Annotated in this window: 23 protein-coding genes; 14 read left to right on the top strand and 9 right to left on the bottom strand. The window is 71.4% G+C overall.

Going from position 1 to position 24,394, the window contains the following annotated elements:
* Window positions 1–7: 7 nt before the first annotated feature.
* Window positions 8–1,027: a DEDDh family exonuclease gene (locus AC0682_RS16205; RefSeq protein WP_254812844.1), complete on the bottom strand. Its 1,020-nt coding sequence runs from the start codon at window positions 1,025–1,027 to the stop codon at window positions 8–10.
* A 367-nt stretch (window positions 1,028–1,394) separates the two neighbouring features.
* Between AC0682_RS16205 and AC0682_RS16200 the strand changes: the two genes are divergently transcribed.
* Window positions 1,395–2,405 carry a sterol desaturase family protein gene (locus AC0682_RS16200; RefSeq protein ID WP_478533420.1) on the top strand — a complete coding sequence of 337 codons (1,011 nt, stop codon included), beginning with the start codon at window positions 1,395–1,397 and terminating at the stop codon, window positions 2,403–2,405.
* A complete protein-coding gene (locus AC0682_RS16195) occupies window positions 2,402–3,085 on the top strand; it encodes a lysoplasmalogenase (RefSeq protein WP_478533418.1) in 684 nt (227 codons plus the stop codon). The genes AC0682_RS16200 and AC0682_RS16195 overlap by 4 nt, the downstream gene beginning before the upstream one ends.
* A gap of 83 nt (window positions 3,086–3,168) precedes the next feature.
* Here the strand turns inward: AC0682_RS16195 and AC0682_RS16190 are convergent, their stop codons facing one another.
* Complete coding sequence (locus tag AC0682_RS16190) at window positions 3,169–4,707, bottom strand: S8 family serine peptidase (RefSeq protein WP_478533417.1); 1,539 nt, start codon at window positions 4,705–4,707, stop codon at window positions 3,169–3,171.
* A 415-nt stretch (window positions 4,708–5,122) separates the two neighbouring features.
* Here AC0682_RS16190 and AC0682_RS16185 point away from each other — a divergent pair, with 415 nt between their 5' ends.
* The 3 genes from AC0682_RS16185 (at window position 5,123) to moaA (ending at window position 8,371) form a co-directional block, all read left to right on the top strand.
* Window positions 5,123–5,488, top strand: coding sequence for a DUF485 domain-containing protein (locus AC0682_RS16185; RefSeq protein WP_478533415.1), 366 nt, complete (start codon window positions 5,123–5,125; stop codon window positions 5,486–5,488).
* The gene (locus AC0682_RS16180) at window positions 5,485–7,125 is read left to right on the top strand and encodes a solute symporter family protein (RefSeq protein WP_478533413.1); all 1,641 of its coding nucleotides are present in this window, start codon (window positions 5,485–5,487) and stop codon (window positions 7,123–7,125) included. Before AC0682_RS16185 ends, AC0682_RS16180 begins: the two co-directional genes overlap by 4 nt.
* 256 nt (window positions 7,126–7,381) lie before the next feature.
* A complete protein-coding gene (moaA, locus tag AC0682_RS16175) occupies window positions 7,382–8,371 on the top strand; it encodes a GTP 3',8-cyclase MoaA (RefSeq protein WP_478533573.1) in 990 nt (329 codons plus the stop codon).
* A gap of 40 nt (window positions 8,372–8,411) precedes the next feature.
* Here moaA and AC0682_RS16170 read toward each other — a convergent pair whose 3' ends face one another.
* Together AC0682_RS16170 and AC0682_RS16165 are read right to left on the bottom strand one after the other, a co-directional pair.
* A complete protein-coding gene (locus tag AC0682_RS16170) occupies window positions 8,412–8,681 on the bottom strand; it encodes a hypothetical protein (RefSeq protein WP_478533412.1) in 270 nt (89 codons plus the stop codon).
* Window positions 8,682–8,933: 252 nt separating this feature from the next.
* On the bottom strand, window positions 8,934–9,299 hold the full coding sequence (locus tag AC0682_RS16165; protein WP_478533572.1) for a DUF3099 domain-containing protein: 366 nt from the start codon (window positions 9,297–9,299) through the stop codon (window positions 8,934–8,936).
* 221 nt (window positions 9,300–9,520) lie between these two features.
* Between AC0682_RS16165 and AC0682_RS16160 the strand changes: the two genes are divergently transcribed.
* Window positions 9,521–9,799 (top strand): GlsB/YeaQ/YmgE family stress response membrane protein, encoded by a 279-nt coding sequence (locus tag AC0682_RS16160; RefSeq protein ID WP_478533410.1) that lies wholly within the window; start codon window positions 9,521–9,523, stop codon window positions 9,797–9,799.
* 93 nt (window positions 9,800–9,892) lie between these two features.
* On the opposite strand, the gene tyrS is transcribed toward AC0682_RS16160, so the two are convergent.
* The 3 genes from tyrS to AC0682_RS16145 all read right to left on the bottom strand — a co-directional run bounded on the left by tyrS (window position 9,893) and on the right by AC0682_RS16145 (window position 14,217).
* A complete protein-coding gene (tyrS, locus tag AC0682_RS16155; protein WP_478533409.1) occupies window positions 9,893–11,164 on the bottom strand; it encodes a tyrosine--tRNA ligase in 1,272 nt (423 codons plus the stop codon).
* 52 nt (window positions 11,165–11,216) lie between these two features.
* Window positions 11,217–12,611: a metallopeptidase TldD-related protein gene (locus AC0682_RS16150; protein ID WP_478533408.1), complete on the bottom strand. Its 1,395-nt coding sequence runs from the start codon at window positions 12,609–12,611 to the stop codon at window positions 11,217–11,219.
* An 82-nt stretch (window positions 12,612–12,693) separates the two neighbouring features.
* Window positions 12,694–14,217 (bottom strand): TldD/PmbA family protein, encoded by a 1,524-nt coding sequence (locus tag AC0682_RS16145; protein ID WP_254812847.1) that lies wholly within the window; start codon window positions 14,215–14,217, stop codon window positions 12,694–12,696.
* Between the two features lie 237 nt (window positions 14,218–14,454).
* Here AC0682_RS16145 and fabG point away from each other — a divergent pair, with 237 nt between their 5' ends.
* From fabG to AC0682_RS16130, 3 genes are all read left to right on the top strand, one after another.
* Window positions 14,455–15,174 (top strand): 3-oxoacyl-[acyl-carrier-protein] reductase, encoded by a 720-nt coding sequence (gene fabG / locus AC0682_RS16140; RefSeq protein WP_031125501.1) that lies wholly within the window; start codon window positions 14,455–14,457, stop codon window positions 15,172–15,174.
* Between the two features lie 5 nt (window positions 15,175–15,179).
* Entirely contained in the window at window positions 15,180–15,947 is a 768-nt protein-coding gene (fabI, locus tag AC0682_RS16135; RefSeq protein ID WP_254812848.1) for an enoyl-ACP reductase FabI, read from the top strand.
* A 200-nt stretch (window positions 15,948–16,147) separates the two neighbouring features.
* Window positions 16,148–16,516: a hypothetical protein gene (locus AC0682_RS16130; RefSeq protein ID WP_478533406.1), complete on the top strand. Its 369-nt coding sequence runs from the start codon at window positions 16,148–16,150 to the stop codon at window positions 16,514–16,516.
* A gap of 87 nt (window positions 16,517–16,603) precedes the next feature.
* On the opposite strand, the gene AC0682_RS16125 is transcribed toward AC0682_RS16130, so the two are convergent.
* Complete coding sequence (locus tag AC0682_RS16125; protein ID WP_478533405.1) at window positions 16,604–17,278, bottom strand: FadR/GntR family transcriptional regulator; 675 nt, start codon at window positions 17,276–17,278, stop codon at window positions 16,604–16,606.
* Between the two features lie 118 nt (window positions 17,279–17,396).
* On the opposite strand from AC0682_RS16125, the gene AC0682_RS16120 reads away from it, so the two are divergent.
* The 4 genes from AC0682_RS16120 (at window position 17,397) to AC0682_RS16105 (ending at window position 19,967) form a co-directional block, all read left to right on the top strand.
* On the top strand, window positions 17,397–18,785 hold the full coding sequence (locus AC0682_RS16120; RefSeq protein ID WP_478533404.1) for a CynX/NimT family MFS transporter: 1,389 nt from the start codon (window positions 17,397–17,399) through the stop codon (window positions 18,783–18,785).
* 31 nt (window positions 18,786–18,816) lie between these two features.
* Window positions 18,817–18,933 carry an SGM_5486 family transporter-associated protein gene (locus tag AC0682_RS16115; RefSeq protein ID WP_254812850.1) on the top strand — a complete coding sequence of 39 codons (117 nt, stop codon included), beginning with the start codon at window positions 18,817–18,819 and terminating at the stop codon, window positions 18,931–18,933.
* Between the two features lie 149 nt (window positions 18,934–19,082).
* The gene (locus AC0682_RS16110) at window positions 19,083–19,343 is read left to right on the top strand and encodes a hypothetical protein (RefSeq protein WP_478533403.1); all 261 of its coding nucleotides are present in this window, start codon (window positions 19,083–19,085) and stop codon (window positions 19,341–19,343) included.
* Between the two features lie 105 nt (window positions 19,344–19,448).
* Window positions 19,449–19,967, top strand: a complete 519-nt coding sequence (locus AC0682_RS16105; protein ID WP_254812852.1) for a SixA phosphatase family protein — start codon at window positions 19,449–19,451, stop codon at window positions 19,965–19,967.
* 195 nt (window positions 19,968–20,162) lie between these two features.
* Here the strand turns inward: AC0682_RS16105 and serB are convergent, their stop codons facing one another.
* Complete coding sequence (gene serB / locus AC0682_RS16100; RefSeq protein WP_254812853.1) at window positions 20,163–21,416, bottom strand: phosphoserine phosphatase SerB; 1,254 nt, start codon at window positions 21,414–21,416, stop codon at window positions 20,163–20,165.
* A gap of 310 nt (window positions 21,417–21,726) precedes the next feature.
* Between serB and AC0682_RS16095 the strand changes: the two genes are divergently transcribed.
* Window positions 21,727–24,363, top strand: a complete 2,637-nt coding sequence (locus AC0682_RS16095) for an ABC transporter ATP-binding protein/permease (RefSeq protein ID WP_478533402.1) — start codon at window positions 21,727–21,729, stop codon at window positions 24,361–24,363.
* Window positions 24,364–24,394 lie beyond the last annotated feature (31 nt).

Below are 24,394 nucleotides of genomic sequence, written 5' to 3'. Positions count from 1 at the left end.
GCCCGGTTCACTCCGATGACGGGGTGGCCTGCGGCGGCACCGACCCCGGTGCGCCCTGGTCGGCGGGGGCCACGTCGCGCAGCAGATGGGTGAAGGCGCTCTCCTCCAGGATCGGTGTGCCGAACGCCTTCGCCTTCTGCGTCTTGGAGGTGGCCGAGTCCGGGTCGTTGGTCACCAGCAGGCTGGTCAGCCGCGACACACTGGTCGCCACATGCAGCCCCGCCTCCACGGCCCGGTCCTCCAGCAGCTCCCGGTCGACCGAGGTGTCCCCGGAGAACGCCACCCGCATCCCCTGCTTGAGCGGCTTCTCCTTCTCGTACCGCCCCGGGTTGGGATACGGGCAGGCCGGGCGCTTCCGCGAGGGCCGCCAACTGTTCGGCTGCCGCGCCGGGCGGTACCCGACGCGGGGGGCGACGGGGGAGTCGGACCACTCGGTCAGCGGCCGGCACTCCAGCAACGGCAGCCGCACCCCGCCCCGCGCCGCCGCGTGCAGACTGGGCCGGAAGGCCTCGGCCAGCACCCGGGCGTCGTCCAGAGCGTGGTGCGCGTGCTGCTGCACGACGCCGAAGTGGGCGGCGAGCGAGGCCAGTTTGTGGTTGGGCAGCGGCAGCCGCAGCTCCTTGGCGAGCGCGATCGTGCAGAGTCGCTGCTCGACCGGGGCGACGACCGAGGCCCGGGCGTACTCCCGGGCGATCATCGACCAGTCGAACGCCGCGTTGTGCGCGACGAGCACCCGGTCCGCGAGCCGCGCCGACAGCTCCCCGGCCACCTCGGGGAAGAGCGGCGCGCCTTCCAGCACGTCGCTCGTCAGCCCGTGGATCCAGACGGGACCGGGGTCCCGCTCGGGGTTCACCAGCGTGTACCAGTGGTCCTCGACATCGCCCAGGGCGTCCAGCCGGTAGACGGCGGCGGAGATGATCCGGTCGTCCCGGGCGAGGCCGGTGGTCTCCACGTCGACGACCGCGTACCCCTGGGGGTAGGCGGTCGGCCACGGTGCGGCTGTCTGGCGGTCGTCGAGCATGGTCACAGAGAATACGGGCCGCGACTGACAGTGCCCTATCCGGTGGTCCCCGACTCTCCCTCGCCGGAGGAGTCAGGAGAGGCGGATGATGCGCTCGGGCGGGAGGGGGCGCGTGCCCATGACAGGGGCGCCCCGGGCCGGTCGCATCGCCGGACCTCGGCGGCCATGAGCGGCGTGAGCACCGTCGCGGCCGGCCGAATCAGCGCAACTTCCGTACCGGACACGTGCGTTCCTCCCCCTCGGCGACACGCGTCCCGGAAATCCTGCGGCCCGTCCCTTGGCAGAAGGTGCCAAAGACTGCTGACAACAGGTCTCGCATACTTGTGGGTAACAACCTCTAGCCCTCATCGACGGGCGGCCCTACGGTGCTCGCATGGAGCCGAACCTGCCCGATGTCGTGCTGTGGTCAATACCGGCCTTCGTGCTGCTCACCGTGATCGAGATGGTGAGCTACCGCTTCCATCCGGACGAGGACGCCGCCGGATACGACACCAAGGACGCCGCGACCAGCGTCACCATGGGGCTCGGCAGCCTCGGGTTCGACCTGCTGTGGAAGATTCCCGTCCTCGCCATCTACATGGCGGTCTACGAGCTGACACCGCTGCGGGTGCCGGTGGTGTGGTGGACGGTCCTGCTGATGCTCCTCGCCCAGGACTTCTTCTACTACTGGTCCCACCGGGGCCACCACGTCATCCGGATCCTGTGGGCCTGCCATGTGGTCCACCACTCCAGCCGGAAGTTCAACCTCACCACCGCGCTCCGCCAGCCCTGGACCTCCGCCACCGTCTGGCCCTTCTACCTGCCGATGATCGCCTGCGGTGTCCACCCGGCGGCCCTCGCCTTCTGCCAGTCGGCCAACCTCGTCTACCAGTTCTGGGTCCACACCGAGCGGGTCGGCAAGCTTCCGCGCCCCTTCGAGTACGTCCTGAACACCCCGTCGCACCACCGCGTCCACCACGCCTCCCAGGGCAGCTACCTGGACCGCAACTACGGGGGCATCCTGATCATCTGGGACCGGATGTTCGGCTCCTTCGCGGCCGAGACCGAGCGGCCCGTCTACGGACTCACCAAGAACATCTCCACCCACAACCCGCTGCGCGTGGCCACCCACGAGTACGCGGCCATCGCCCGGGACATCCGGGCCGCCGACAGCTGGAGCGAGCGCGCCGGGCGGGTCTTCCGGGGGCCGGGCTGGCAGCCCGCGGCCAGGAAGGGGGCGGTGCCCGGATCCGGCGCAGCTCCCGAACCCGCCCCTGTGCCCGTCGAAGCTCCCGCCTCCGTCTCCGTACCCGGCGAAGCGCCCGCTCCCGCCGCCCTGCCTGTCGAAGCGCCCGCACCCACCCCCGTACCCGCTCAGGCCGCCGCCCCGGAGCCCACCCGATGAGCGCCACGGCCTCCCGTCCCACCGGCCCGGGACGCGCCACCGCACCACGGGCCGAGCGGTTCGCGCGGCCCCTGCTCATCGCCTTCCTCGTCGCCGCCGCCGTCGACCTGGCCGGGCTCCTCGCCGGGCTCGACACCGTCCACGTGGCCGCCAAGCCGCTGCTGATGCCGCTGCTCGCCGGGTACGCGGCCGTCCGGGGCGGGCCCCGGCTGCTGATCGCGGCCCTGCTGTTCGGGTGGGGCGGGGACGTGTTCCTGCTCGCCGACAGCGACCTGGCCTTCCTCCTCGGGATGGGCTCCTTCGCCGTCGGCCATGTCTGCTACCTGACGCTCTTCGGCCGGGACCGGGCCCCCGCGGCCCTGGCCGCAGGGGCCGCGTACGTCCTCGTCCTCGCCGTCTTCCTCGTCCTGATCTGGTCCGACCTCCCGGCGGAGCTGCGTGTTCCGGTGGCCGGCTACAGCCTGCTGCTCACAGCGATGGCGTGGCGGGCCGGGGTCCTCGGCCGGTACGCGGCGGCCGGTGGGGCGCTCTTCCTGCTCTCCGACGCCCTCATCGCCACCGGTATCGCGCAGTGGCCCCGGGTGCCCGCCCCTGACTTCTGGGTGATGCTCACCTACATCGCCGCACAACTCCTGCTGGCCCTCGGGGTACTGGGGGCGGCGCGCGTCAACCGCCCGTAGGGGACGGGAACGTACGAGCAGGGGCCCGGGGGAGATCCCCCGGGCCCCTGCCTCTTGTCTGCCGTGTCTACGGCGCTACGCGCCTACCAGCGGACCGCGTCCAGCGCGTCCACCATGCCGGCCCCGTAGAAGCCGTTGTAGCCCTTGCCGCCCTCGCAGACCGCGTCGATGACCCCGTCACCGTTGTAGTCGTACGGCTCGCCGCACGCCTTCGCGTCCGCCTGGAGGCCCAGCAGCACCTTCACCGCGGCGGGCGAGGCGTGGGGGTGACGGGACTTGATCAGGGCCACGACGCCCGCGACGTGCGGGGACGCCATCGACGTACCGGCCTTGTAGCCGAACCTGCCGCCCGGCAGCGTGGAGAGGATCAGCCCGCTGACGGCCGGCGGCTCCGGAGTCTGGTAGACCGTCGAGTCACCGCCCGGGGCCGCGATGTCGATGACGCCCTTGCCGTAGTTCGAGTACGAGGACTTGAGGCCCTTGGCGCCCGTCGCGGCGACCGTCACGACGCCCGGCAGCATGGTCGGGATGTCGGGGCAGACACGCGGGTCGATCGTCCGGGTGACCGGCTCGGTGTCGTTCGGGCTGGTCCGGTCCTCGATCGTGCGGGCGGCCAGGTCGTGGCGGGCGTTGCCCGCGGCGGCCACGTTCACCGTGCCCTTGCGCTCGGCGTACTTGATGGCCCGGGTGAGCGACTCGACCAGGGCGCCCTGGTCGGCGTCGTTCTTGCAGGCGAACAGCCACGGGTCGGTGTAGTAGCTGTTGTTCGTCACATCGACGCCCCGCTCGGCCGCCCACAGGAAGCCGCAGACGACGGCCTCGGTGTAGAAGAAGCCGTCGGGGGTGGAGACCTTGATGCCGGAGACCTTCACACCCGGCGCCACCCCCGTCACGCCGAAGCCGTTCTTCGCCGCGGCGATGGTGCCCGCCACGTGGGTGCCGTGGTCGCTCTCGCCCGCCGCCGGTCGCCAGGAGCCGGCGGTGGTGTCCGGAGCGCCCGTCACACAGTTGGCGGAGGCGGCGCGGTCGAAGTTGGGCGCCAGGTCCGGGTGGGTGTCGTCGACGCCCGTGTCGATCACGGCGACCGTGACCCGGTCCGAACCGAGTGACTTCTGGTGCGCCTTGTCCGCCTTGATCGCGGGCAGCGACCACTGGAGCGGCTCCAGCGGGTCCTCGCCCGCCGTCGCCGCGGCGGCCGCGGACGCCGCCTGGGCCTCGGTCAGCGGCTGCGCCATGGCACCGACGTCCTTGGTGGCCTGCGGCACGATCGGGTTGGTCCGGGTCGCACCCGCCGACGCCACCCCCCGTACGCGCCGGATCGTTTCGCCGAACGCCGGGTTCTGCGAGTGGGCGACGATCACGCCGATCTGGTCGTACGAGATGACGACCGTGCCGCCCGCCTGCGCGACGGCCTTCTCCACCTGCTTGACGGCCCCGCGGCCGGGGCCGGTGTTGACCACGTAGCTGAGCTTCGGCCCGTCGGTCCGCGGGGTCGAGGCGGCCGGGGCGCCGGTGGGCGCCGCTGCGGCCGTCGCCGCCGGCAGGAATCCGAGCGAGGCGACGAGTGCGAGTCCGACGGGCAGCGCCAGCGCGCGGGCCCGTCTCGATGCCAGATGAGCCATGGGTTCTCCACATCATCCGTGCCGGACGACCGGACACCTGGCGTGTTCGGTCGCGTACATGACGAGTGAAACTACCGTTGATCTTCCCGGCGCATCAATGATTTGGGGCAAGTGAGTTCGAAGAGTGCACCAGGGCGACCGAATGCGTACGGGTGGCTTTCGCGCCGCCGGGACCGCGCCTCCCGGCCCCTCGCGACCGAGCCTCCCGGTCCCCCGGGGCCGGACTTCCGGTCCACCGGGTCCCCGGGTTCCCGGCCCGCCGGCATGCCGCCGAGAAGGCGAAAGATCCGGTGAACCGCTTCGTCGCGCTCTCCGTGCCGTTGTCCAGGAGGCACATCACCGACCCCGGTAAGCGAGGCCTCCGATGACACCCGCCGTTCCCCAGACCACCGCACCAGCGTCGCGAGGAGATTCCGTGGCTATCGATGCACCGCCGCCCGAGGGCCCGGTCGGTACGAGCCCTGCCCAGCCCACCACCGAGGCGTACAACGCGGTGCAGGCGAGTGCCGAGTTCGCCGACCTGCGCCGCTCGTTCCGGTCCTTCGCCTTCCCGCTCACCGTCGGCTTCGTCGCCTGGTACCTCCTCTACGTCCTGCTCTGCAACTACGCGGGCGACTTCATGAGCACCAAGGTCCTCGGCCACATCAACATGGCGCTCGTCCTCGGGCTCGCCCAGTTCGCCACCACCTTCCTCATCGCCTGGCTCTACTCCCGGCACGCCGCCACCCGGCTCGACCCGAAGGCCGAAGCGATCAAGTCCCGTATGGAGGCCGACGCATGAGTGCCGCCCACACCCTCTACCCGACCGTCCAGCTCGCCGCCGACAGCGCGGGCGAGCACCGGCCGCTGATCATCACCCTGTTCGCCGCCTTCGTCGTGGCGACCCTCTTCATCACCGTGTGGGCCGGCCGCCAGACCAAGAGCGCCGCCGACTTCTACGCGGGCGGCCGCCAGTTCACCGGCTTCCAGAACGGGCTCGCGGTCTCCGGCGACTACATGTCCGCCGCGTCCTTCCTCGGCATCGCGGGCGCCATCGCCCTCTTCGGTTACGACGGCTTCCTCTACTCCATCGGCTTCCTCGTCGCCTGGCTCGTCGCCCTGCTCCTGGTCGCCGAACCGCTGCGCAACTCCGGCCGCTACACCATGGGCGACGTCCTCGCCTACCGGATGCGCCAGCGTCCCGTCCGTACCGCCGCCGGCACCTCCACCATCGTCGTCTCGATCTTCTACCTGCTGGCCCAGATGGCCGGTGCGGGCGTCCTCGTCTCGCTGCTGCTCGGCATCACCAGCGACTTCGGGAAGATCGTCATCGTCGCCCTGGTCGGCGTACTGATGATCCTTTACGTCACCATCGGCGGCATGAAGGGCACCACCTGGGTGCAGATGGTCAAGGCCGTCCTGCTCATCGCGGGCACCCTGCTCATCACCTTCCTGATCCTGCTGAAGTTCAACTTCAACATCTCCGACCTGCTCGGCACCGCCGCCAGCAACAGCGGCAAGGGCGCGGCCTTCCTGGAGCCCGGTCTGAAGTACGGCGCCACCGGCGTCTCGAAGCTGGACTTCATCTCGCTCGGCATCGCCCTGGTCCTCGGCACCGCGGGTCTGCCGCACATCCTGATCCGCTTCTACACCGTGCCCACCGCCAAGGCCGCCCGTAAGTCCGTGAACTGGGCGATCGGCATCATCGGCGCCTTCTACCTGATGACGATCGTGCTCGGCTTCGGCGCCGCCGCGATCCTCAACCCCGACGACATCATCGCCTCGAACAAGGCGGGCAACACGGCGGCGCCCCTCGCCGCCCTGGAGATCGGTGGCGGCTCCGGTTCCACCGGCGGCGCGATCCTCCTCGCGGTGATCTCCGCCGTCGCCTTCGCGACCATCCTCGCCGTCGTCGCGGGACTGACCCTCGCCTCCTCCTCGTCCTTCGCGCACGACATCTACGCCAACGTGATCCGCAAGGGGAAGGCGACCGAGAAGGAGGAGGTCCGCGCCGCCCGCTGGGCCACCGTCGCCATCGGCGTCGTCTCCATCGCGCTGGGCGCACTCGCCCGCGACCTCAACGTCGCCGGACTGGTCGCCCTCGCCTTCGCGGTCGCCGCCTCCGCCAACCTGCCCACGATCCTCTACAGCCTCTTCTGGAAGCGGTTCACCACGCAGGGGGCCCTCTGGTCCATCTACGGCGGTCTCACCTCCTCCGTCCTGCTGGTGCTCTTCTCACCGGTCGTCTCCTCCAAGCCGACCTCGATGTTCCCGAGCGTCGACTTCGCCTGGTTCCCGCTGGAGAATCCCGGCCTGATCTCGATCCCGCTCGGCTTCCTGCTCGGCTGGGTCGGCTCGGTGGTCTCCAGGGAGAAGCCCGACACCGACAAGTACGCCGAGCTGGAGGTCAAGTCCCTCACCGGCACCGGAGCGCACTGAGAGAAGGAATTCACCGAGTCGTTCGGCTCATCGTCCAGCGTGGGGTCCGGGCCGCGTCGTAGAGTCCTACGACGCGGTCCGGCCACACCTCGTGGCAAACGGGCCCCCGCGATGTCACAGGTCTCACGTAGGCTCGGTCACATGACGGCGGAAGAGACGGACGCCGAGGACGGCGGAGGCCGTCCGGGGCGACGCATGCCGGCCGGAGAGACGTATGACCGCACCATCGCGGACACCACCGGGGGAGGGACCCACCGTGCTCATCGACACCTATGACAGGGTCGCCACCGATCTGCGCGTGTCACTGACCGACAAGTGCAATCTGCGGTGCACCTACTGCATGCCGGAAGAGGGGCTGCAGTGGCTCGGCAAGAGCGAGCTGCTCTCCGACGACGAGATCGTGCGCCTGATCCGGATCGCGGTCACCTCCCTCGGCATCACCGAGGTCCGCTTCACCGGCGGTGAGCCGCTGCTCCGCCCCGGCCTCGTCTCCATCGTCGAGCAGTGCGCCGCGCTCACCCCGCGCCCCCGCATGTCCCTCACGACCAACGGCATCGGCCTCAAGCGGACCGCCCCCGCCCTCAAGGCCGCGGGCCTCGACCGGGTCAACGTCTCGCTGGACACCCTGCGCCCCGACGTCTTCAAGACCCTCACCCGCCGCGACCGCCACCGGGACGTGCTGGAAGGCCTCGAAGCCGCCCGCGAGGCCGGCCTCACCCCGGTCAAGGTCAACTCCGTCCTGATGCCGGGACTCAACGACGACGAGGCCCCCGAGCTGCTCGCCTGGGCCGTGGCCAACGACTACGAGCTCCGCTTCATCGAGCAGATGCCCCTGGACGCCCAGCACGGCTGGAAGCGCGACGGCATGATCACCGCGGGCGACATCCTCGCCTCGCTGCGCACCCGCTTCACCCTCACCCCGGAGACCGACCAGGCCCGCGGTTCCGCCCCCGCCGAGCGCTGGACCGTCGACGGCGGGCCGCACCGCGTCGGCGTGATCGCCTCGGTCACCCGCCCGTTCTGCCGCGCCTGCGACCGCACCCGGCTGACCGCCGACGGCCAGATCCGCACCTGCCTCTTCGCCCGCGAGGAGACGGACCTGCGCTCCGCGCTCCGCTCGGACGCCCCGGACACGGAGATCGCCCGGCTCTGGAAGGTCGCCATGTGGGGCAAGAAAGCGGGCTCCGGACTGGACGACCCGTCCTTCCTCCAGCCGGACCGGCCGATGTCGGCCATCGGCGGCTGATTCTCAGCCGGATCAGGTTTCGCACCGCGGCGGCCCGGACTCAGCCGGACACGGCCCCGGGCTCCGTCGGCCCGGACCCCGACTCCCAGTCCGCGAGCGCCACGACCTCCTTGAGGAACCCCCGTACGCCCAGGAACTGCGACAGGTGCTCCCGGTGCTCCTCGCAGGCCAGCCACGTCTTGCGCCGGTCCGGCGTGTGCAGCTTGGGGTTGTTCCAGGCGAGCACCCAGACCGCGTCGGCCCGGCAGCCCTTGGCGGAACAGATCGGGGCACCGGCGGCGCTCTCGGCGGAGGTCTCGGGGAAGATCACGGGACCAGCCTAAGCCAGGCGCTGTGCACGCCCGAGTCCGGTGCTGTGCACGGCGAACGACGCATCCCCGCCGGAGAAACGGCGACGCCGGGCAGCCACGGGGGGAGCTGCCCGGCGTCGGTCCATCGCTCCGACGGGGGATGCGGAGCGCACTCGAAGTATGTCACGGGGACCAGGGTGCGGTGCACCGGAACGTCATGATTGATCTGAGCTTTTCTGGGCCTGCCGGGGCACGCACGCTCACCTGTGCTCCTACGGAGGCGGCACCCGCCCGGAGCGCTCCTGAGGACCCGCCGACTCGGCGGAACCCGCCGCCGGAGCCGCCTCCACGGCGGGCCGGACCGGCGCCGTCAGATACGTGGACGGCAGCGAAGGGGCGCTCTCCCGGCCCGCGTTGGCGATGACCACCGCGATGTACGGCAGCAGCGCCCCCAGCACCAGCGCCACGATCGCCACGTGCCGCTCCACGTTCCACAGCACCGCGGCCAGCACCACCGAGACCGTGCGCACGGACATCGAGATCACATAGCGCCGCTGCCTGCCCCGCACGTCCTCGGCCAGCCCCTGGCGGGCCCCCGTGATCCGGAAGACCTCCACCTCGTCGTTCTTCCGCAGCATGTGTTCCACCACCAGATCTCTGTGCCGGACGCTCCCGGACCGGGCCGCATCCACCGTACGCCGGACCCCCGCCGGACCGAAGACCGGGGCGCCCCCGGCGCCGTACGGCAGCTGCCTCCACTCGTACGGCCCCACTCCTACGGCCCCGCTCGGAGTGCGGCGCCGACGGGCGCCGCCCAGACTGGGGCGGACGCGCACTCCGCGCCGTACGAGGAGGCGAAATGGGCTGGTTGTGGGCAATCATCGTGGGTCTGGTGCTCGGTGTGATCGCACGGGCGATCCTGCCGGGCAAGCAGGACATCCCGATCTGGCTGACGATCGTGTTCGGCATTCTCGGCTCCATCCTCGGTAACGCCGTGGCCGGCTGGATCGGCGTCGAGGACACCAAGGGCATCGACTGGATCCGCCATGCGCTGCAGCTGGCGGGCGCCGTGGCGGTCGTCGCCGTCGGCGACATGGCCTGGCAGGCGATCCGGGGCAACCGGAATCAGAGAACCTGACCCGCACCGGGACCCCGAGACGCCGCGGCCGGACACGCGAGAAACAGCGTGTCCGGCCGCGGCGCCGTCATGCGCGGGCGAGGGGCGGGGGCGTCAGTCCGCCGGACGGACCTCCACCGCCGCCAGGTTCTTCTTGCCCCGGCGCAGCACCAGCCAGCGCCCGTGCAGCAGCTCCCCGGCGTCCGGCGCGACCTCGCCGTCGACGACCTTCACGTTGTTCACGTAGGCGCCGCCCTCCTTGACCGTGCGCCGGGCCCCCGACTTGCTGGGCGCCAGGCCGACCTCCACCAGGAGGTCCACCAGCGGAGCCGGCTCGGAGACCCGGGCGTGCGGCACCTCGGAGAGCGCCGCGCTCAGCGTCGCCTCGTCCAGCTCGGCCAGATCGCCCTGCCCGAACAGCGCCTTCGACGCCGCGATGACCGCCGCGCACTGCTCGCCGCCGTGCACCAGCGTGGTCAGCTCCTCGGCCAGCGCCCGCTGCGCCGAACGCGCCTGCGGGCGCTCCTCCGTCAGCTTCTCCAGCTCCTCCAGCTCCTCACGGCTCTTGAAGCTGAGGATGCGCAGGTAGCGCGTGATGTCCCGGTCGTCCACGTTCAGCCAGAACTGGTAGAACGCGTACGGCGTGGTCATCTCCGGGTCCAGCCAGACGGCACCGCTCTCGGACTTGCCGAACTTGGTCCCGTCCGCCTTCACCATCAGCGGCGTCGCCAGCGCGTGCACGGTTGCACCCGGCTCAAGGCGATGGATCAGGTCGATGCCCGCGGTGAGGTTGCCCCACTGGTCGCTGCCGCCCTGCTGGAGGACGCAGCCGTAGCGGCGGTACAGCTCCAGGAAGTCCATCCCCTGGAGCAGCTGGTAGCTGAACTCCGTGTAGCTGATGCCCTCCTGCGACTCCAGCCGGCGGGCGACCGAGTCCTTGGTGAGCATCTTGTTGACCCGGAAGTGCTTGCCGATGTCCCGCAGGAACTCGATCGCGGACATCCCCGCGGTCCAGTCCAGGTTGTTGACCATCGTCGCCGCGTTCGGGCCCTCGAAGGTGAGGAAGGGCTCGATCTGCTGCCGCAGCCGCTGCACCCAGGCCGCGACCGTCTCCGGGTCGTTCAGCGTGCGCTCGGCGGTCGGGCGCGGGTCACCGATCTGACCGGTGGCCCCGCCGACCAGGGCGAGCGGGCGGTGCCCCGCCAGCTGGAGCCGGCGCACGGTGAGGACCTGCACGAGGTGCCCCACGTGCAGGCTCGCCGCCGTCGGGTCGAAGCCGCAATAGAAGGTGACGGGACCGTCCGCGAGAGCCTTGCGCAATGCGTCCTCGTCGGTGGACTGGGCGAACAGCCCGCGCCACTTCAGCTCGTCGACGATGTCCGTCACGGTTCCGGTGCTCCTTGCGATACGTAGGGATGTACGGGTCAGTCTAGGCGGGTCACACGCCCTGGCTGACCGAGCTCATGTTGAAGTCCGGCACGCGCAGCGCGGGCATCGCCGCCCGGGTGAACCAGTCGCCCCACTCGCGCGGCAGCGTCTTCTCCGTGCGCCCCGCCTCCGAGGCCCGGGACAGCAGGTCCACCGGCGACTCGTTGAACCGGAAGTTGTTCACCTCACCGACCACCTCGCCGTCCTCCACCAGATAGACGCCGTCCCGGGTCAGCCCGGTCAGCAGCAGGGTCGCCGGGTCCACCTCCCTGATGTACCAGAGGCAGGTCAGCAGCAGCGCCCGCCCGGTCGTCGCGGCCACCATCTCCTCCAGCGACCGCTCACCGCCCCCGTCCAGCACCAGGTTGTCGATCGCCGGGGCGACCGGCAGCCCGGTGAGGGCCGCCGAGTGCCGGGTCGTCGTCAGCCGCTCCAGCCTCCCCTCCCGGATCCAGTCGGTCGGGGCCAGCGGCAGCCCGTTGTCGAAGACCGAGGCGCTGTCGCCGGAGGAGTGGGCGATCACGAACGGCGCCGACTCCAGCCCCGGCGCGTACGGGTCGCTGCGCAGGGTCAGCGGCAGCGGCGCCAGGCTCTCGCCCAGCCGGGTTCCGCCGCCCGGCTGGGAGAAGACCGTCCGGCCCTCCACCGCGTCCCGTGCCGTGGACGACCAGAGCTGGTAGATCAGCAGGTCGGCCACGGCGGTCGGCGGCAGCAGCGTCTCGTACCGTCCGGCGGGCAGCTCGATCCGCCGCTCCGCCCAGCCCAGCCGCCGCGCCAGCTCCACGTCCATCGCCGCCGGGTCGACGTCCTTGAAGTCCCGCGTCGACCTCCCCGCCCACGCGGAACGGGTCCGGTCCGGCGACTTGGCGTTCAGCTCCAGCGTCCCGGTCGGCTGGTCGTGGCGCAGCCGCAGTCCCGTCGACGTCCCCAGGTAGGTGGAGGTCAGCTCGTGGTTGGCGAACCCGTACAGCTCGCGGCCACCCGAGCGGGCCCGGGCGAAGGCGTCACCGAGGGCCGGGGCGAAGTCCGCGAAGACCTCCGAGCCGGTCTCGGCGGGCGCGTCCGTGAAGTCCGGGGAGGAGGGCACCCCGCCCACCAGCGGCTGCGCGTCCTCGGCGGGACCCGCGCCCCGGGCGGCGGCCTCGGCGGCCCGCACCAGGGGCTCCAGGTCGTCGGCGGTCACGGCGGACCGCGAGACGACACCGGACGCCGTGCCCTGGGCCCCGTCCACGGTCGCGATGACGGTGAGGGTCCGCCCTCGCGTCACGCCGTTCGTGGTGAGCGCGTTGCCCGCCCAGCGCAGATTGGCGGAGGAGTGCTCGTCCGCGATGACCACCAGCCCGTCCGTGGTGGACAGCTCCAGAGCCCGCTCGACGATCTCGTACGGCTTGCTGACCCGGCTCATCGTCCGGCCTCCTGCGTCGTGTCGAGACTGTGCCTGCCCGGGGGACGACCCCCGGACCCCCAGCCGATCTTGTGGTCGCCGCTCATCGTCCGGCCTCCTGCGTCGTGTTGAGGATGTTCACGCCTCGGAAGAGGGCGGAAGGGCAGCCGTGCGAGACCGCCGCGACCTGGCCCGGCTGGGCCTTGCCGCAGTTGAAGGCGCCGCCGAGCACATACGTCTGCGGGCCGCCGACCTTCTCCATCGAGCCCCAGAAGTCCGTGGTCGTCGCCTGGTACGCCACATCGCGCAGCTGCCCGGCCAGGCGGCCGTTCTCGATACGGAAGAACCGCTGCCCGGTGAACTGGAAGTTGTAGCGCTGCATGTCGATCGACCAGGACCGGTCACCGACCACGTAGATCCCGCGCTCGACCCCGCCGATCAGGTCCTCCGTCGACAGCCCGCCCGGGTCCGGCTGGAGCGACACGTTCGCCATGCGCTGGACGGGGACGTGGCCCGGCGAGTCCGCGAACGCGCACCCGTTGGAGCGGCCGAGCCCCGTGAGCTTCGCGATGCGGCGGTCCAGCTGGTAGCCGACGAGCGTACCGTCCTTGACCAGGTCCCAGGACTGCGCCTCGACGCCCTCGTCGTCGTACCCGATGGTCGCGAGACCGTGCTCGGCGGTGCGGTCACCGGTCACGTTCATGACCGGGGAGCCGTACCTCAACTTGCCCAGCTGGTCGAAGGTGGCGAACGACGTGCCCGCGTACGCCGCCTCGTAACCGAGCGCCCGGTCCAGCTCGGTGGCGTGGCCGATCGACTCGTGGATGGTCAGCCAGAGGTTCGACGGGTCGACGACCAGGTCGTACGTCCCCGCCTCGACGCTCGGCGCCCGCATCTTCTCCGCCAGCAGCCCCGGGATCCGCTCCAGCTCCGCGTCCCAGTCCCAGCCGGTGCCGGTCAGATACTCCCAGCCGCGCCCGGCCGGCGGCGCGATCGTCCGCATCGAGTCGAACTCACCGGTCGCGGAGTCCACCGCCACCGCCGTCAACTGCGGCTGGATGCGCACCCGCTGCTGCGTGGTGACCGTCCCTGCCGTGTCCGCGTAGAACTTGTTCTCGTGCACGGTCATCAGGGACGCGTCCACATGCGCCACCCCTTCCGCGCCCAGCAGCCGCCCGCTCCACTCCGCGAGCAGCGCCGCCTTCTCCTCGTCCGGTACGGAGAACGGGTCGACGTCGTACGCCGAGACCCAGGTCCGCTCGCCGTGCACCGGCTCGTCCGCCAGCTCGACGCGCTCGTCGGAGCCCGCTGCCGCGATCACCTTCGCCGATAGCCTGGCCATCGCCACGGCCTGCGAGGCCACCTTCGCCGCCGCGTCCATCGTCAGGTCCACGCCCGAGGCGAACCCCCAGGCCCCGCCGTGCACGACCCGCACCGCGTACCCGAGGTCCGTACTGTCCGAAGCCCCGGCCGGGCGGGCGTCCCGCAGCCGCAAGGAGGCGCTGCGCACCCGCTCCAGCCGGAAGTCGGCGTGCGCGGCGCCGAGGGCCCGCGCCCGCGCGAGCGCCGCGTCGGCCAGGGCGCGCAACGGCAGGGCCAGGAATGACTGATCTACCTCGTGGGGCACAGGGAATTCCCTTCTCGATACACGACGGCAGTGAACCATGCGCACGGTGGGGACAGCCGGGGATATCGCGGACATGTGTGCCCGGCATGCAACCGTGCGGACTGTAGGAACCCCACAGCGCCCCGGACAAGCCACTGTCAGGGCCCGATTCCTCGATCGGAGCACGGTACCGATAGGTTTTCGACGTACCAGCCCGTCATGGACTGCGCACCACACCGCCAAGGAAAGGGTGATCCGTTGAGCCGCTCGGTTCTCGTCACCGGAGGAAACCGGGGCATCGGCCTCGCCATCGCCCGCGCCTTCGCCGACAACGGCGACCAGGTAGCGATCACCTACCGCTCCGGCGAGCCGCCCCAGGCCCTCACCGAAGCCGGTGTCCTCGCGGTCCGCTGCGACATCACCGACGCCGAGCAGGTGGAGCAGGCCTACAAGGAGATCGAGGAGAAGCACGGTCCCGTGGAGGTGCTGGTCGCCAACGCCGGTATCACCAAGGACCAGTTGCTGATGCGGATGTCGGAGGAGGACTTCACCTCCGTCGTCGACACCAACCTCACCGGCACCTTCCGGGTCGTCAAGCGCGCCAACCGCGGCATGCTGCGCGCCAAGAAGGGCCGTGTCGTCCTGATCTCCTCCGTCGTCGGCCTCCTCGGCTCAGCGGGCCAGGCGAACTACGCCGCCTCCAAGGCCGGGCTGGTCGGGTTCGCCCGCTCCCTCGCCCGTGAGCTGGGCTCGCGGAACATCACCTTCAACGTCGTCGCCCCCGGCTTTGTCGACACCGACATGACCCAGGTGCTCACCGAGGAGCAGCGCAAGGGCATCGTGTCCCAGGTGCCGCTGGGCCGCTACGCGCAGCCCGAGGAGATCGCCGCCGCGGTGCGCTTCCTCGCCTCCGACGACGCGTCGTACATCACTGGAGCCGTCATCCCCGTTGACGGCGGATTGGGCATGGGTCACTGATCACCATGAGCGGAATTCTCGACGGCAAGCGCGTCCTCATCACCGGGGTGCTGATGGAGTCGTCCATCGCGTTCCACACCGCGAAGGTGGCCCAGGAGCAGGGCGCCGAGGTCATCCTCACCGCCTTCCCGCGCCCGACCCTGACCGAGCGCATCGCCAAGAAGCTGCCGAAGCCCGCCAAGGTCATCGAGCTGGACGTGACCGACCAGGAGCACCTGGACCGGCTGGAGGGCCTGGTCCGCGAGGAGCTGGGCTCGCTCGACGGTGTCGTCCACTCCATCGGCTTCGCGCCGCAGGACGCGCTCGGCGGCAACTTCCTCAACACCCCCTTCGAGTCTGTCGCCACCGCGATGCACGTCTCGGCGTTCTCGCTGAAGTCGCTGGCCATGGCCTGCAAGCCGCTGATGAGCGAGGGCGGCTCGATCGTCGGCCTCACCTTCGACGCCCAGTACGCCTGGCCGCAGTACGACTGGATGGGCCCGGCCAAGGCCGCCCTGGAGGCCACCTCCCGCTACCTCGCCCGGGACCTGGGCAAGGACGGGCTGCGCTGCAACCTGATCTCCGCCGGACCGATCGGCTCCATGGCCGCCAAGTCCATCCCGGGCTTCTCCGAGCTGGCCGACGTCTGGAACACCCGCGCCCCGCTCGCCTGGGACATGTCCGACCCGGAGCCGGCCGGCCGCGGTGTCGTGGCGCTGCTCTCCGACTTCTTCCCGCGGACGACGGGCGAGATCATCCACGTCGACAGCGGTGTGCACATGATGGGCGCCTGACCGGCCTCCGCCCCCGCTGAACGGCCCCCGGCCGCGTACCCCTCCCGTGTCCGTACGGAGGCGCTACGCGGCCGGGGGCCGTCGCCGTGTGGGGCCGCTGCCGTCCTGCCCCGGGCGGCGCTCCGGTCGAAATGTCGGACGATCCACCGCAGAATGTGGAGGAACCGGACTTCTGGTCAGGCTGCGGGAGGGAGGTCGCCGTGCGCCCCCAGCGTCGCCGCACCCGTCTCCTGCTCGCCGCTTCGGTGGCCGTCGCCGCCCTCGCCGTACCCCTGGGGGTCCGCGCGGCCAGCGGTGCCGACTCCGGTACGGCGGCGCCCCCCGAGCCCGAGCCGGCCGGCTCCGAGTGCCGTACGACGATCGAGGGCTCCCGGGTCGTCGCCTACTGCCACAACCCCTACCCCTCCACCGACCTGGTCCAGCTCCACACCGAGTGCGTCCGTTGGTGGGACGTCGACGCGGACGGCGCGGCGGTCGCGGTCGAACCGGGGCGGACCGTACGGCTGGAGGACCGCTGCTGGAAGGAGATCGCGACGGCCTGGGTCAGCCACCGCCCGGCCCCGGTCTGAGGCGGACGTCCGGGCACCCGGGGGGCCGGACGGGGCCCGGTGGGCGGCCCGGGGGCACGGGGCGCACCGGTGCGCGGGGGAGCGCCGCTACACCCGGTCCGCCAGGCAGTTCAGCGCATGGCTCGCCGCCTCGGCCGCGGCCGTCTCCGCGTCCCCGGCCCGGATCGCCTCGACGAGTCGCGCGTGGTCCATGTGGTCCTCCGGCCGCAGCTCGGGCCCCACGTCACCGCGCAGGTAGTCGCGCAGCAGATCCCCGAGGTCCGCGTACAGCTCCGTCAGCACGTCGTTGTGCGAGGCGGCCACCACCGCCAGGTGCAGCGTCGCGTCGGCCGCCACGAACGCCTCCGCGTCCCCCGACGCCCACGCCTCCTCCCGGCGCGCCATCAGCGTGTCGAGCTGCCGCAGATCGCGCTCGGTGCGCCGTACGGCGGCCAGCCGCGCGGCCGACGACTCCAGCGTCGAGCGCAGCTCCGCGATGTGGCGCGGATCGGCGGCGGCGAAGCGGCGGTGCATCACCCCGGCCAGCTCGCTGGTGGCGACCACATAGGTGCCCGAGCCCTGCCGGATGTCCAGCAGCCCGTTGTGCGCCAGGGCCCGCACGGCCTCGCGCACGGTGTTACGGGCCACGCCGAGCTGCTCGACCAGCTCCGGCTCGGTCGGGATCCGCGAGCCGACCGGCCACTCGCCCGAGGTGATCTGGTTCCGCAGTTGCGCGATCACCTGGTCGGCGAGGGCCGAACGCCGGGGAGACGTCAGCGCCATGGTGCTCCTTGCTCGTGGCGGGCTGTGAGGAGTGAGGGGTGTCCGGCCGGATTCTCTCAGGAGCCCGCACCTCCGGGCATTGGACAACCAATCATCCCATGATTCTATGATGGGCCTCATGCCGCACGACGAGACCCCGGCCCCCACCCAGGCCCCACCGCAGAGCCAGACCCTGAACCGCAGCTCCGCCGGATCCGCCGCCCGGCTTCCCGGTGCCGTCGACGGCGGCCCGGCCCCCTGGCTGCTGCGCCTGATCGCCGTCGGCCTCGTCCTCGCCGCCCTCAATCTCCGCCCTGCCATCACCAGCCTCGGAGCCCTCCTCGAAGAGGTCCGCGAAGGGCTGCACATGAGCGGCAGCGTGGCGGGCGTGCTGACCTCCGTGCCGCCGCTCTGCTTCGCGGTCTTCGGGGTCATGGCACCCCGGCTGGCCCGCCGCTTCGGCGCGGGCACCGTCGTCTGCGCGGGCATGGCCGCCATCGCGGCGGGCCTGGCGATCCGCCCGTACATCGGTTCCACCGCCGGGTTCCTGGCCGCCAGCGCGCTGGCCCTGATGGGCATCGCCGTCAGCAACATCCTGATGCCGGTGATCGTCAAGCGCTGGTTCCCCGACCGCGTGGGCACCATGACCGGCCTCTACTCCATGGCGCTGGCCCTCGGCACGGCCCTCGCCGCCGCCGTCACCGTCCCGCTCACCGGCGCGCTCGGGGGTGACTGGCAGTCCGGGCTGGCCGTCTGGGCCGTGCTCGCCGCCCTCGCGGTGCTGCCGTGGATCGTCCTCGTGCGGGACCGGACCCCGGCCCCGGGGCAGCGGGCGTCGGGCGGGTCGGGGGCGGGCGGGACCCCTGCCGCCGGTTCCGGTTCGGCTGAGGGTGCGCGCGCGGGGGCGGCCTCCGGTTCGGCTGGTGCGCGCCCCGCCGACGCCCCGGCGCTCCGGATCGCCCGGAGCCGGACCGCGTGGGGGCTCGCCTGCTTCTTCGGGCTCCAGGCCACCGCCGCGTACATCACCATGGGCTGGATGCCGCAGATCTTCCGCGACGCGGGGGTCCCGGCCGGTACGGCGGGTGTCCTGCTCGCGGTCACCATGGCGATGGGCGTGCCGCTCGCCTTCGTCATCCCCCGGGTCGCCGGCCGGCTCCGGCAGCAGGGCCCGATCGTGGTCGCCCTCGGCCTCTGCGGCCTGATCGGGTACACGGGCCTCTACCTGGCCCCGGCCGCCGGGGCCTGGGCCTGGGCGCTGCTGCTCGGGGTGGCCAACTGCGCCTTCCCGCTCGCGCTCACCATGATCGGCATGCGGGCGCGGACCGGGGCGGGCGTGGTCCGGCTCTCCGCCTTCGCCCAGTCCACCGGCTATCTGCTCTCGATCCCCGGCCCGCTGCTCGTCGGCGTGCTCTACCAGCACAGCGGCGGCTGGGGGCTGCCCATCGCCCTGATGGCGGGGCTGATGATCCCGCAGATGGTGGCCGGGGTGCTGGCCGGGCGGGACCGGACGATCGAGGACGAGTGCTGAGAGACGGGTGCCGAGATGCGAGACTGGCCCCATGCCAGTGCTCGATCCGCAGCCCAAGAACGGTCAGAAGAAGCTCCTCCTCGTCCTCGGGGGGATGCTTCTGGTCACGGTGGTCATCGGTGTGATCGCCTCGATCGCCTCACCCTGACGGCGGCCGGCCCCGCCCATGGTGGGGCTGGCCCCACCATCCCCTAGGGGGCCAGGGTCAGGGTGAAGTGGGTGGATCACCGGATGGGACCGCCCTCGGCCGTTCCGTAGGTTCTTCGGTAACGAACCGAACACCCCACGGAGGCGGACATGACGGTCCCAGCGCACCCCAGGTCGCCCGGCCCGGCTGCCTCCCGCCGCCCGGCTGCCTCCCGCCGCCCGGCCGCCTCCCGCCGCCCGGCCGCCGGCCGTGCGGAGATACGGCTGCCCTGGTGGGCCGTGGCGCTCCCGGTCGTCACGTTCGGCGCCCTGCTGTTCATGATCATGAGCCCGGGGCAGGCGCGGGCCGCCACCGCCGACCCCGCGCTCGGACAGCTGATCGAGCGCACCCTCCAACTGCTCTCCCACTGAGCCGCGCGCCGCCGCCGACCCGCCCCGGACCAGGCGCGTCCACCTTCCGGATGACGCTGTCAACACCCTGCGCCACAGGCCGCGTTTCATGCGAAGCTGAGGTGTATGAGCGTCGAGACACCTCGCAGGATCGTCCTTCTCAGGCATGCCAAGGCGGAATGGTCGCAGTCCTCCGACCATGAGCGCCCGCTGGCCGAGCGCGGTCGTAAGGACGCGCCCGTGGCCGGCCGCAGGCTCGCCGACTCCGGCATCGACTTCGATCTGGCCCTGTGCTCCAGCGCCGTCAGGACCCGGGAGACCTGGAAGCTGGCGGTCCACGAGTTCGCCCAGCGCCCCCGGACCGTCTACGAGGAGAGGCTGTACGAGGCCTCCCTCGGCGATCTGATCGCCCTGTTCAACGAGACCCCGGACGAGGTCCGCAACGTCCTGGTCATCGGCCACAACCCGGGCATGCACGGGGCGGCCGACGCTCTCTCCGGCTCGGCCGAGGGCGACACGCTGGCCCGGATGACCAGGGACGGCTTCCCCACGGCCTCCTACGCGGTGGTGGAGTTCCCCGGCTCCTGGAAGAGCGTGGAGCACGGGGCGGGCCGACTCGTCGAGTACTGGACGCCGAACGACTGAGCCGCCCCGGCACCGCTGGACGCCTGAACGCGCGGGCCCCGGCACCTCTCCCGTGCCGGGGCCCTCTTCTCCTACGTCTCCGGGCCGGGAGGCTCCGTACGCCTACGGGAGCCGTCCGGCCCGCGCAGCCGCCCTCAACGCGGGGAGCCGGGGCGTAGCCTCCGGTCAACCCGGGAGCCGCCCGCGCAGCCGCCGTCAGTCGACGAGGCTGTCCGCCGCCTCGACCTCTTCACGGGTGATGCCGAGCAGATAGAGCACGGTGTCCAGGAACGGCACGTTCACCGCGGTGTGCGCCGCCTCGCGGACCACGGGCTTGGCGTTGAAGGCGACCCCGAGCCCCGCGGTGTTCAGCATGTCGAGGTCGTTGGCCCCGTCCCCGATGGCCACCGTCTGCGCCAGCGGCACCCCCGCCTGCTCGGCGAAGCTCCGTAGCAGCCGGGCCTTGCCCGCCCGGTCCACCACATCGCCGACGACCCGCCCGGTGAACTTGCCGTCCACCACCTCCAGGGTGTTGGCGGAGGCGAAGTCCAGGCCGAGACGTTCCTTCAGGTCGTCCGTGACCTGGGTGAAACCACCCGAGACGACGCCCACCTGGTACCCGAGGCGCTTCAGCGTGCGGATCAGGGTGCGGGCGCCGGGCGTGAGCCGTACGTCGGCGCGGACCTTCTCCACCACCGAGGCGTCGAGCCCCGCCAGCAGTGCCACCCGGGCGTGCAGCGACTGCTCGAAGTCCAGCTCGCCGCGCATCGCCTGCTCGGTGACCTCGGCGACCTTGTCCTCACAGCCCGCGTGGGCCGCGAACAGCTCGATCACCTCGTCCTGGATGAGCGTGGAGTCCACATCCATGACGACCAGCCGCTGGGCCCGACGGCTCAGCCCGGCCGAGACCACCGCGACGTCCACGCCGATCTCCGCGGCCTCGGTCGCCAGCGCGGTTCGCAGCTCCGCCGTCCCGGTCCCCGACACCGCGAACTCGACGGCGGTGACCGGGTACTTCGCCAGCCGGAAGATGCGGTCGATGTTCCCGCCGGTCGAGGTGATCGTGGCCGCTATGGCGGCGGTCGACTCCGCGGTGAGCGGGTGGCCCAGCACGGTCACATGGGAACGGCCGCTGCCCCGCGGCCGGTTGTCACCGGTGCCCGAGATGATCTCGGCCTGGAGCTTCAGGGAGTCGGCCCAGCTGTGCACGGTCGCCCGCAGGTCGCCCTCGGTCGTCCCGCCCGCGGTGGGCGAGGTGACCAGGGCGCACAGCACGATACGGCCCCGGGTCACGACCTGCTCGATGTCCACGACGTCGACGGAGTAGGCGGCGAGGGTGTCGAAGAGCCCGGCGGTGATGCCGGGGCGGTCCTTGCCGAAGATCTTGACGAGGAGGGTGGGCGTGCTGTCCACAGAGGTCACGGGAGGCTCGGGGGAGACGGGAGGCTGAGGTGGCTGAGATGCGCTCATGGTGCTCCCACCGTATCGGTCCCAGGGCCGCCTCCGGCCGTCCGTCCCGAGTGCCGGACGGAAAGGTACGGGCCTTTTGGCACGGCCCCCGCCGACCGTCCGGCCGCCGCCGCTCCACCGTCCCCTATACGGCGAGATCGCGCCACTTGCCCTTCACCGGGCGGTAAGGGGATCTTCGTGTCCCCTTCTCCCTTTCGGTGTCCCTCTTCACCGGCCCGACTTTCGGATAGGGGACTGCTCCTGGAATAGTTCCCCACGATGTTCAGCATCCCTAGACTCCCTGCGACGGGGGTAACACGGGGGACAACTAGTGGGGCGCGGAGTGCCGGAACTCGTACTGGAATTGAATGGCAGCACCTGGACGCTCGATCCGTCCAGGCCGTACACCGTGGGGCGTGATCCGCAGGGGGACCTGACGATCGACGACGCCAGGGTCTCGTGGCGGCACGCCACGATCAGCTGGGACGGCCGGAGTTGGTCCATCGAGGACCACGGCTCCACCAACGGCACCTACGTCCAGGGACAGCGGGTCCAGCGGACGGAGCTCGGGCCCGGCTCCGCCGTGCACCTGGGCAACGCCACCGACGGCCCACGGCTGAATCTCATCGCTTCCGCCGGTGCCCACGGCGGACAGCAGGCACCCGCCCACCAGGCCCCGGCGCACCAGCAGCAGCACGCGCAGCCGGCCGCCGCCTGGCCCGGACAGCAGGCACCCGCCCAGCACCAGGCGCCCGCGCACCAGGCCCCGCAGCACCAGGCCCCGCCCCAGCAGGCGTGGCAGCAGCAGGCCCCGGCGCCCCAGCCCCCGTACCAGCAGCAGGCCCCGGCCCACCACCAGCAGGTTCCGCACCAGCAGGGCCCGGCCCAGCCGGCCGCCCCGGCACACGGCGGCACAGCGGCCCACGGCGGTGCGGCGGGCGCCCCGCCCGTCTACGGCGACCGCAGCCCGACCACGTTCCACCAGCTGGCGCTGGGCCGGGTCATGCGCATCGGCCGTGCGCTGGAGAACGAGCTGGTCGTCTCCGACCTCCAGGTCTCCCGCAACCACGCCGAGTTCCACGCGACCCCCGACGGCCGGTTCGAGATCCGGGACCTCGGCTCGCACAACGGCACGTACGTCAACGGTCTGCCGCTCCAGAAGTCCGGCTCGGCGCTCATCGGCCCGAACGACATCGTCGGCGTCGGTCACTCGACGTTCCGCCTGGTCGGGGACCGGCTGGAAGAGTTCGTCGACACCGGCCAGGTCTCCTTCTCCGCCCGCCACCTCACGGTGACGGTCGACGGCGGCAAGCAGATCCTCAAGGACGTCTCCTTCGGCGTCCCGGAGAAGTCGCTGGTCGCGGTGATCGGCCCCTCCGGCTCCGGAAAGTCCACCCTGCTCAAGGCGCTCACCGGCTACCGGCCCGCCGACGAGGGCGACGTCCTCTACGACAACCGGAACCTGTACAAGCAGTTCGCCGAGCTGCGCCAGCGCATCGGTCTGGTCCCGCAGGACGACATCCTGCACAAGGAGCTGACCGTCGCCAAGGCCCTCAAGTACGCGGCCAGGCTCCGCTTCCCCGCGGACACCACCGAGGCCGAGCGCCAGGCCCGGATCACCGAGGTCCTCGCCGAGCTCAAGCTCGACATCCACAAGGACAAGAAGATCACCTCGCTCTCCGGCGGCCAGCGCAAACGCGTCTCGGTCGCCCTGGAGCTGCTGACCAAGCCGTCGCTGATCTTCCTGGACGAGCCGACCTCGGGCCTCGACCCGGGCATGGACCGCGACGTCATGCAGCTGCTGCGCAGCCTCGCCGACGACGGCCGTACGGTGCTCGTCGTCACGCACTCCGTGGCCGAGCTCGCCATCTGCGACAAGCTGCTCGTGATGGCGCCCGGCGGCGCCGTCGCGTACTTCGGTCCGCCGGAGGAGGCGCTGAACTTCTTCGGCTACACCTCCTGGGCCGATGTCTTCTCCGCCTTCGAGAACTACCGCGACTACGACTGGGCGGGCCGCTGGCGCGGTTCGCAGCACTACCAGATGTACGCCGCCGACATCGACAGCGTCGCCGCGCAGTCCGTGCACATGCCGCCGCCCCAGCAGATGCGGCCCCCGAAGCCGCAGAGCTGGGGGACGCAGCTGTGGACCCTGGTGCGCCGCTACACCTCCGTCATCGCCTCCGACAAGGCCTTCCTCGGCCTGATGGTGGCGCTGCCCGCGGTGATCGGTGTGCTGGCCGCGGTCATCCCGGCGGACTTCGGACTGGCCCCGCCCACCCCGCCGACCCCGTTCAACGGCAAGGCCGGGATGATCCTGCTGATCCTCGCGGTCGGCATCTGCCTGGCGGGCTCGGCCAGCTCCGTACGCGAACTGATCAAGGAGCGCGTGATCTACGAACGGGAACGGGCCACCGGCCTCTCCCGCTCGGCCTATCTGACCTCCAAGGTCATCGTGCTCGGTGTGATCACGGCCTTCCAGAGCGTCATCCTCTGCGGCATCTGCTTCGCCGTCCGTGAGCTGCCGGAGGAGGGGCTGTTCATGCCTCCGGCCGTCGAGATCTGCATCTCGATCGTGGCCCTCGGGTTCACCTCGATGATGTTCGGCCTGATGATCTCCGCGATGGTCAAGACCTCCGAGATGACCATGCCGCTGCTGGTCATGTTCGCGATCGTCCAGCTGGTCTTCACCGGCGTCCTCTTCCAGGTGTACGGGACGCCCGGCCTGGAGCAGCTCACCTGGCTGATGCCGTCCCGCTGGGGCGTCGCCGCGGCCGGCACCACACTGGACCTGGCCAACCTGATGCCGCCGTGGGACCCGAAGAACCCGACCGACCTGGACCCGCTCTGGGAGGCCACGGCGACCCAGTGGGGGATCAACATCTTCGTGCTGCTGGTGCTCGGCGCCGTCTGCGCCGTCGCGGTGGCGCGCCTGCTGCGTCGCCACGAGCCCGAGGTCATGCGCAAGTAGGGTCCACCGGGTCCGCCGACCGGGACCGGAC

Source organism: Streptomyces sp. NPDC043746 (assembly GCF_056436485.1).
This window is presented reverse-complemented; position numbering and strand designations above follow the sequence as displayed.

Bases quoted from the DNA above. Each gene is read 5' to 3' on its own strand.
- AC0682_RS16150 (WP_478533408.1), bottom strand. From the start codon at position 12,611: ATGAGCCGGGTCAGCAAGCCGTACGAGATCGTCGAGCGGGCTCTGGAG.
- AC0682_RS16110 (WP_478533403.1), top strand. From the start codon at position 19,083: ATGACGGTCCCAGCGCACCCCAGGTCGCCCGGCCCGGCTGCCTCCCGC.
- serB (WP_254812853.1), bottom strand. From the start codon at position 21,416: ATGAGCGCATCTCAGCCACCTCAGCCTCCCGTCTCCCCCGAGCCTCCC.
- AC0682_RS16195 (WP_478533418.1), top strand. From the start codon at position 2,402: ATGAGCGCCACGGCCTCCCGTCCCACCGGCCCGGGACGCGCCACCGCA.
- AC0682_RS16160 (WP_478533410.1), top strand. From the start codon at position 9,521: ATGGGCTGGTTGTGGGCAATCATCGTGGGTCTGGTGCTCGGTGTGATC.
- AC0682_RS16180 (WP_478533413.1), top strand. From the start codon at position 5,485: ATGAGTGCCGCCCACACCCTCTACCCGACCGTCCAGCTCGCCGCCGAC.
- AC0682_RS16115 (WP_254812850.1), top strand. From the start codon at position 18,817: ATGCCAGTGCTCGATCCGCAGCCCAAGAACGGTCAGAAGAAGCTCCTC.
- AC0682_RS16125 (WP_478533405.1), bottom strand. From the start codon at position 17,278: ATGGCGCTGACGTCTCCCCGGCGTTCGGCCCTCGCCGACCAGGTGATC.
- AC0682_RS16105 (WP_254812852.1), top strand. From the start codon at position 19,449: ATGAGCGTCGAGACACCTCGCAGGATCGTCCTTCTCAGGCATGCCAAG.
- AC0682_RS16165 (WP_478533572.1), bottom strand. From the start codon at position 9,299: ATGCTGCGGAAGAACGACGAGGTGGAGGTCTTCCGGATCACGGGGGCC.
- AC0682_RS16190 (WP_478533417.1), bottom strand. From the start codon at position 4,707: ATGGCTCATCTGGCATCGAGACGGGCCCGCGCGCTGGCGCTGCCCGTC.
- AC0682_RS16200 (WP_478533420.1), top strand. From the start codon at position 1,395: ATGGAGCCGAACCTGCCCGATGTCGTGCTGTGGTCAATACCGGCCTTC.
- fabI (WP_254812848.1), top strand. From the start codon at position 15,180: ATGAGCGGAATTCTCGACGGCAAGCGCGTCCTCATCACCGGGGTGCTG.
- AC0682_RS16120 (WP_478533404.1), top strand. From the start codon at position 17,397: ATGCCGCACGACGAGACCCCGGCCCCCACCCAGGCCCCACCGCAGAGC.